This is a genomic window from Candidatus Eisenbacteria bacterium, assembly GCA_016867715.1.
Classification (GTDB): Bacteria; Orphanbacterota; Orphanbacteria; order Orphanbacterales; family Orphanbacteraceae; genus VGIW01.
Genome location: VGIW01000123.1, coordinates 1 through 7,875, shown reverse-complemented (window position 1 = coordinate 7,875; position 7,875 = coordinate 1). Strand labels below are relative to the sequence as shown.

6 protein-coding genes are annotated in these 7,875 nt (G+C 66.9%); 1 reads left to right on the top strand and 5 read right to left on the bottom strand.

From position 1 onward, the window contains the following. Positions 1-206: 206 nt before the first annotated feature. The 4 genes from FJY73_13485 to FJY73_13470 form a co-directional block, all read right to left on the bottom strand. On the bottom strand, positions 207-2,744 hold the full coding sequence (locus FJY73_13485; GenBank protein MBM3321669.1) for a fused MFS/spermidine synthase: 2,538 nt from the start codon (positions 2,742-2,744) through the stop codon (positions 207-209). A gap of 529 nt (positions 2,745-3,273) precedes the next feature. Next, the gene (locus FJY73_13480) at positions 3,274-4,605 is read right to left on the bottom strand and encodes a hypothetical protein (protein ID MBM3321668.1); all 1,332 of its coding nucleotides are present in this window, start codon (positions 4,603-4,605) and stop codon (positions 3,274-3,276) included. Positions 4,606-4,625: 20 nt separating this feature from the next. Further along, positions 4,626-5,240: a penicillin-binding protein activator LpoB gene (lpoB, locus tag FJY73_13475; GenBank protein ID MBM3321667.1), complete on the bottom strand. Its 615-nt coding sequence runs from the start codon at positions 5,238-5,240 to the stop codon at positions 4,626-4,628. Between the two features lie 204 nt (positions 5,241-5,444). Beyond that, positions 5,445-5,852: a hypothetical protein gene (locus FJY73_13470; protein ID MBM3321666.1), complete on the bottom strand. Its 408-nt coding sequence runs from the start codon at positions 5,850-5,852 to the stop codon at positions 5,445-5,447. 166 nt (positions 5,853-6,018) lie between these two features. Between FJY73_13470 and FJY73_13465 the strand changes: the two genes are divergently transcribed. After that, positions 6,019-7,530, top strand: a complete 1,512-nt coding sequence (locus tag FJY73_13465; protein MBM3321665.1) for a DegQ family serine endoprotease — start codon at positions 6,019-6,021, stop codon at positions 7,528-7,530. Positions 7,531-7,617: 87 nt separating this feature from the next. Here the strand turns inward: FJY73_13465 and FJY73_13460 are convergent. Continuing rightward, positions 7,618-7,875 (bottom strand): hypothetical protein (locus FJY73_13460; protein ID MBM3321664.1); only part of this gene is annotated, 258 nt, incomplete at its 5' end.

Sequence of the window (7,875 nt, the reverse complement as noted above, 5' to 3'; positions counted from 1 at the left end):
GTACGATCCTCTCATGGCGGTTCTCTCCTTTCGTTGAGAGGTTGTCTGCACCCGATCTTACACGATCGGGCGGAGAGAGCCGCCGCCCTCGTCTCTCAACCTCCAACTACGGGAGGGGCATCCTCCGTGCCGACCAGGACCACGGTTGAGCCCTGCGGATGCCGGCTTGCGCTGGCGGGTTCGGTGCCTGTCACCCAAGCTTGCGGTCAGTCGATCCGGCGACGTGACGTTGATTGGTGGTCCCTCGGGAAGTGAAGCTGCAAGAGAAAGGACGCCTCCCGATCTTCGGGATTGACCTCGTGCGCGCGGCGAAGCGCCTGTTGGGCGTTGGGAGCATCGCCGTTTAGCAGGTGGAAAGACGCCTCGGCCAGCCACCGGCTCCCCTCGACGTATCGGGCCATCCGCTCCGGGTCCGGAACGTCCGTGAAGAGGACGCCCGGATCGGTGCGGGCCTCGATGAGGAGACGGAGGTTCGCCGCGGCGTTCCCCGGATCCAGGCAGCGCGGGGCGAAGAACTCGGTGTACGACCGGTCGTCCGTGTGGATCCACCCATGAGGCGCGAGCGTCCGGATCCCCTCTCCCGTGAGCATCAGCGTGGCCGCCAGGTGATACGGGTCGCTGTGGAAGCGCGGGTCCGCCGCGAGCGCGGCCGCCCGCTTCTCCCACTGGCGGAAGTCGACGCGAAGAGGCTCGCGCGCGCCGAGCATCACCGCGTGCGAGTGCCCGAGCCACACCGTGCAGTGCGGGAAGACATCTTGGAAGGTGCGGAGGATCCCCAAGAACTCCTCCCGCCCCAGCTTGTGCAGCGGCAAGTACTGCGACACCATGCCGCCGGGCTTCAGGCGCCGTCGGCAGAGGTCGAAGTAGTCGCGCGTGTACAGGTTGCCCGAACCGAGGATCGGGTGGGTCGGATCGCAGGAGATGAGGTCGTAGGTCCTCCCGCTTCGCTGGAGGTGGTGACGGCCGTCGCCAGCGATGATCATGAGACGCGGATCGCCGGCCACGCCGCCGTTCAGGTCGCGGTAGTGGATTGATGCCTCGGCGAGGCCCGGCACAAGCTCGGCGCACTCGATCGACTCGACCGCGGGGAGAGAGGCGATGGCCGAGGTCGTCACGCCGATGCCGAAGCCGATCACGAGCACCTCGCGGCAGTCGAGCCCGAGAAGGTAGGGGAGGTAACCGACCATTTTGACGACCTTGATCGCGTCGTAGGAGGAGCCGATCACGGCGCTGTTGTTCACGTAGGTGTGCTTGGCGCCTCCGGGCCCCGGGTCCCGCCCCACGGTCAGCGTCCCCTCCACCGACTCGCGATAGAAGAGGATCTCGCGATCGAAGCGGATAAAGGATGGCGGGAGGATTCGAACGTTCGGCAGGAGGAGCATGAGCGCCGTGAGGACGGCAGCCCCCGTCCCGACGACCGCCCGCATCCAGCCGGGCGACCGCGCGCCGCCGCGGGCGAGCGTATAGAACGCGGCCGCGACGATCAGGGCAAGCAGGAGGAGCACCGATCGCACGGCGCCGAGCCCTGGAAGCAAGAGGAACGCCGCCGCCGCCGGGCCGAGAACGGCTCCCGCTGTGTTCACCATGAGCACGAGGCCCGCGCCGCGCCCGACGCGCGCCCGGTCCGGGATCACCAGGCGACAGGCCAGAGGAAAGACGAAACCCGAACAGGCGGCGGGGGGAACGACGACGAGGAGCGCCGCCACGAGCGGGATGCCGAGCACGCGGAGCATCGGATCGGCGAGCAACGACTCGAAGGGGAACATGAGCGCTTGGGGCATGCGGGCGAGGAGCGCGAGCCCCGCGCCGGCGGAGGCGCCGAGCAAGAGGAGGGCGCCGGCCAGCGCGCGCACCGGGTCGGCCCTCCCCGTCCCGCGACGCGCGTAGAAGGCGCTCCCCGCGAAGGCGCCCAGGATCGCGAGCGAGGAAACGAGCGCGAAGGTGTAGCTCGTGTTGGTCAGATAGATGCGGAGCATGCGGAGCCAGAGGACCTGCAACGCCAGGATGCAGAACCCGCAGGCGAAGGCGGCGACGAGCGCGGCCTCTCGGCCTTTCGAGGCGGCCGACGCGGGGGCGGGCTGGGGCGCTTCGCGCGCCTCGGCGGGAGCCGTCGATCCGCGCGCGGAAAAAAGCCAGACGGCGAGACCGAGGTCGATGGCGACGGCCAGCCCCATCGTGGCGCGCTGGCCGAGCGCGCCCAGGAGGACGAACCCCGCGGCCAGCCCGCCGAGCGCGCTTCCGAGAGTCTCGAGCGCGTAGAGACGGCCGAGCGATCGCCCGATGGGGTCGCCGGAGCGCACCGCGAGCCCAGCCACGAGCGGGAAGACGCCTCCCATCAGGAAGGTCGGCGCGAGGAGGACGCACGCGGCGAGAGCGAAGACCAGCGCATCCGCCGGGCCGGCGGCGAAAGAACGCGCGGCGAGAGCCGTTTGGATCCTTGGGAGGGCCAAGGTCGCGAGCCCGTAGCCGAGAGCGCTCGAACCCCCTATGCCCGCCAGCAGAAGTCCAAGAAGCCGGCGAGCGTCTCGCCGAGCGCCCGGCGCGCGGGCCCACACGTACGCTCCCGCGCCGAGCCCGGCCATGAACACGGCCAGCACCAGCGTCGACGCCGTCACCGTCGCCCCGAGAACCAGCGCGAGCAGCCGCTGCCAGGAAACCTCGTAGACCAAGAAGGAGAAGCCGGCCAGGAAGATGATGACAGGGAGCGCGGCCGGCTCGCCTCGGTTCCTGCTCGTGCGCCTCATCCCTCTCCTTGGAGTTTTGGAGTTCCGGTGCCAGGGAGTTCCGGTGCCCAAGTTCCGGTGCCAGGCTACCGATCTAGTTCCGGTGCCAGGCTACCGATCTTGTTTCCAGAGAAGTCCCGGTGCCAGGAAGTTCCGGTGCCAGGCTACCGATCTTGCCAGTTCCGGTGCCAAGTTCCGGTGCCAGGCTACCGATCTTGTTTCCGAAACTTCAAAGTCGAGATCGGTAGCCTGGCACCGGAACTCCATCCCGTAGCCTGGCACCGAAACTATCGGAACCCGCAAAAGTCGAGATCGGTAGCCTGGCACCGAAACTGCCCACCGATCTTGTTTCCGAAACTTCAAAGTCGAGATCGGTAGCCTGGCACCGGAACTTCCGAAAGTCGAGATCGGTAGCCTGGCACCGAAACTGCCCACCTAGAACTCCTATGGCACCGGGACTAAGAGATCGGTAGCCTGGCACCGAAACTAGCACCGAAACTACCACCGCCGGAACTAGCACCGGAACTAGTCACGCGAACTTACCCGAAACTCACTCCATCGTGCGATGATAGAGAAAGCGAGTGCGGCCCGGCTCCATCTCCCACGGACCGAGATCGATTGTCTCCAGACGATTTCCTTGATGCGAAAAGAGATCGATCTCGACCTTCTCGTAAGTTCCGGGCGGGACCGAGAGGCGGGCGATCTGGAAGTTCGACGGAAGCGTCTCCCAACTCCGAAGGTCCGCCCGCTCGTTCAGGGTGTTCGCGATGTTGAGCACGGCGCCAAGAATCCTGTTCTTCTTCTTCACGCGGTCCACCTCGACGTGCTTCACGACGAGCCTCGCGATCATCCGCGCCACGGCCCGGCCATAGCGATCCTCGAGGTCCTTCTCCGCGATCGCGGCGATGTCCCCGGCGAGCTCCGTCCGCGCCGAGACGCCCCCCGCCCGAAGAACGCAGTACGCCGCCCGGGGCGGAATCGCGCGGTACGACGGGAACGCGAGGGAGAAGATCTCCTCTCCCGCCACGACGTCGAAGCGCTTCTCCTCCTTCACCGGCGCCTGCCCGTTCTCGAGGACGAGGACGATCTCGGCCGACTTCCTTCGCTCGGCATACGGAGTCCACTCCGCGTCCGGCCAGCGCTCACGGAACTCCGCCACGAGCGGCCCCAGCCCCTGCGCCTCGGCGAGGCGAAGGACCGCCGATCGAAGAGACGCGGGAAACGGCGTCCCGTACGCCTCTCCGTGTTTGTCGAACGCCGCCACCGCGAGGCGATAGGCGACGAGCGCGTCGTTCCGGTTCCCCTCCGATTCGTAGATGATGCCGGAGAGGTACCTTGCGAAGGCGTCCTCCGCGTAGACGTTCTTCTTCTCGTACTTCTCCTGGATCTCGACGAGCCGGTTGTTCAGGGCGCGGCACTCGACGAGCGCTGCCGACCTGTCGTCCTGAGCGAGGTAGTTCAGCGCCTTGAACGGATGGACGAGGACTTTCTCGAAGTCCTCCCCTTGATATTCGAGCTGATAATCATTTATGAGAAAAGCTGTCGCCTGATCGGAGAGGTCGAGGACGTCCACCTCCTCGAGGATCTCCTCCGCCCGGGCGAACGCTTCGTTCGACTCCTCGGTGCGTCCCGCAGTGTGAAGGATCACCCCGCGATCGAGCGCCGCGAGAAGACGATCCTTCGAGCGCGCCTTCCTCTCCAGCGTCGTGAGGGCCCCGTCGAGGTCTCCCCGATAGAACGCCTCGTACCCCTTCCGTCTCTTCTCGAGCCCGCTCGCCCCGCAGCCGGCGGCGGCGAACAGGAGAATGACGAGGAGCGCGCACTCCCCCGCACGAAGCGGGAACCGCCCGCGAAACGAGGAGGAGATGAGCCGCGGCCGCATTGGGGATCGTCCGGCGGGATCTACAGCCGGGTCCCGCTCGCCTCGAAATGCTTCGCGATCTCGAGGTCGTCGGTCCACTCGATCACCGCCGACTCGAGGCTCGTCAGCTGGAGCGTGACCTTGTACGTCACGATCCGTTTCTTCCCGAGCGTCGACTGGATCGAGGAAAGATCTCCGGTCAGGATGTACATCGCTCCTTCCTGCCGGCCGGTGCGGACCGCGCGCGAGGGATCCACGGCGCCCGAGGACTGATACTTATACTCTTCAAGAATCGCGTCCCTCGCCTCCTTGTTCAGGAAACGGACGCGCTGCGACTTGACGAGCTTCGTTTGGATCATGTCGGTGAGCGCCCGAACGTCGATGTGCTCAGCGGTCGCGTTGGTGACCTCGTCGACGACGATCACCGGCCTCTCGCCCGGCCGGAGCGCGGTGAACTCGGCGATCCATGGGGCCGCGAGAAGCGACTCGACGAGCTGATCCGCGGCGAGCTGGTTGTCCCGATGCGACCACTTGGTGTCGTACTGGAGGTCGGTCGTCGGGTCGAGCCGCTCCATCTCGATCGACTGTCCGCATCCCGCGACGATGGCCAGGACGGGAATCCAGGCGAGAGACGACGTGCGCAGGTTCCTTTTCATGTTCGATCTCCTCCCGCGCGGGGGCCGCCGGACTCACCGGGCGTGTCCCCGCGCCACGGCGCCGGGACCGCCGGCCCCGGACGCGCACTTTATCCTCTTATCGGGCTTCAGGTTGCACTCATGGAGCCCTCCGGGGAGCTCAGGGGGCTCCCCCGACGAGCCGGATACGCAAGGAGAGTGCCGAACCGCCGCGCCATCACGTTCCTAGGGAGCCGCTGTCTGCGAGAGCTGGAAGAAGACCGGCTCGGAAACGGTCAGGTCCTTCGGGGGGAACCCGCTCTTCGCGCGGATTCGATAATGAAGCGCCTCGCCCGCGCGGAGGCGCCCGGCGGCCTCCTCCGGAATGGGCAGGCGCCCGGTCTTCGTGCTCCGTTTCCCGAGCGGCTCCAGCCTCCCGTCCAGGATCTCCACCTCGTAGCCGCTTGCGCCGGGGACTTCCCGCCAGACGATCTCCACGGGGACCTCGGACACGATCCCCACGGGGGCGATCGGAAGCACGAAGGGAACCTCCGCCACGGGAGAGGCGGGCGCCGGAGGGCGGCGCGCGAGGAGGAATATCGCCGCGGCGGCGAGCAGAATCAGAATCAAGAGGAAGAAACCGCGCCGAGCCACACGTCCCTCCTTCCGGGCCGTCGGGGGGATTGTAGCCGAAACCGCCCCCTTTTCCACTCGATCCCTCGCCGGAAAAGACCGGAACCGAGCGCCCCCCGCATGGTACAAGAGATACGAGAACGAACCGGCCGGGGCGATCCGCCCCGGCTTCGAAAGGAGATGCGTCATGGACAGCCACATAGGAATTCGAACCGGAAAGACGGGGCGGCGCCTGCAAGCGGCCCTCCTCGCGGTGATCGTCGCATCCGCGCTCGCCGCCGCCGGGACCTTCCTCGAACCGGCGGGGACGAGCCCATCGGCGCGGGCGGCGGACGATCCGGCCGCGGACCGCGAGGCGATCGCGTCGGCCAAGGGGCTCGGGCAAGCGTTCACGGCGGTCGCGCGCGAGGTCGTCCCGTCGGTCGTGACGATCACGAGCAGCCGCGTGATCCAGACCTCCCGATCGTTCGGCGGACCGGACATGAACGAGTTCTTCCGCTTCTTCGGCATGCCGTTCGGAGACGAGGAGGGAGGCGAGATCCTCCAGCGCGGGCTGGGCTCGGGCGTGATCGTCTCCTCCGACGGGTACATCGTGACGAACAACCACGTCGTCTCGGACGCCAAGGAGGTCGCGGTCGTGCTCTCCGACGGCGAAGAGTACGAGGCGGAGATCGTCGGCACCGATCCGAAGAGCGACGTCGCGGTGATCAAGATCCAAGCGAGGGGATTGCCGGCCGCGCGACTCGGCGACTCGGAGGCGCTCGAGGTGGGCGAGTGGGTTCTCGCCGTCGGCTCGCCGTTCAGCCAGCAGCTCAACCACACGGTGACCGCGGGGATCGTCTCCGCGAAGAGCCGCGTCGCGGTCGGCCTCGCCGACTACGAGGACTTCATCCAGACGGACGCGGCGATCAACCCGGGGAACTCAGGAGGCGCGCTCGTCGATCTGGACGGACGCGTGGTCGGCATCAACACGGCGATCGCCTCGCGAAGCGGGGGCTATCAAGGGGTCGGTTTCGCCATCCCGATCAACATGGTGACGCGGATCAAGGACGAGCTGATCGCGAGCGGTTCCGTGACCCGCGGGTGGCTCGGCGTCGGCATCCAACCGGTCACCAAGGAGATCCAAGAGGCGCTCGATCTCCCCGATCGGAACGGGGTCTTGATATCGAGCGTGGTCGAGGACAGCCCGGCGGAGAAAGCGCGCATCGAGCGGCAGGACGTGATCGTCGCCCTGAACGGCGAGAAGGTCGAGAGCCTCCGCTCGTTCCGCAATCGGATCGCCGCCACGCCTCCGGGGACCAAGGTGGATCTTTCCATCGTGCGGGGCTCGAAGAAGAAGGACGTGAGCGTCGTCCTCGGCAAGCTGCCGGACGACGACGAGACCGCCCGTCCGGTTCTCGCCGAGAAGACCCGCGAGAAGCTCGGCATGAGGGTCCGCGAGATCACGCCGGAGACACGCCGGGCCTTCGGGCTCGAGCGGACCGAGGGGGTCGTGGTGACCGAGGTTCTTCGCGGCGGCGCCGCCGCGAAGGGGGGAGTTCGCGAGGGAGATGTCCTTCTCGAGATCGACAGCCGGGAGATCCGAACGACCGCGGACTACACGCGCGCGATCGGCGACGTGAAAGAGGGGACCGTCGCGCTCCTTCTTGTCGAACGGGAGGGGAGCACGATCTACGTCACGATCCGCGTGCCGGAGTAGGACCCGCGCCCGCGAGGGGGGAACAACCGAGGGGCGGCGCGCGATACGCCGCCCCTCTCGTTCGGTACGATCGCTCGAAGCGCTCGATCAGAGCGCCACGTTGATGCTCGCCACCACGATGAAGGTCTCGTATTCCACCGCGGTGCCGATGTCCGTAATCCCGTACAGGTAAAAGACCCCCTCGAGCACCACCTCCTCGATCGCATCAAGGTTCGTGATGTAGTCTTGCGACTCCTCGAAGGTGATCGTTCGTGTTTCGCCGGTGCCGAGGTTCGCGTTCTGGACGATCGGCGTCGCCTGGGCCTTGATCGTCGCGATCGAAGGCGAGAGACCGAGATCGACGAG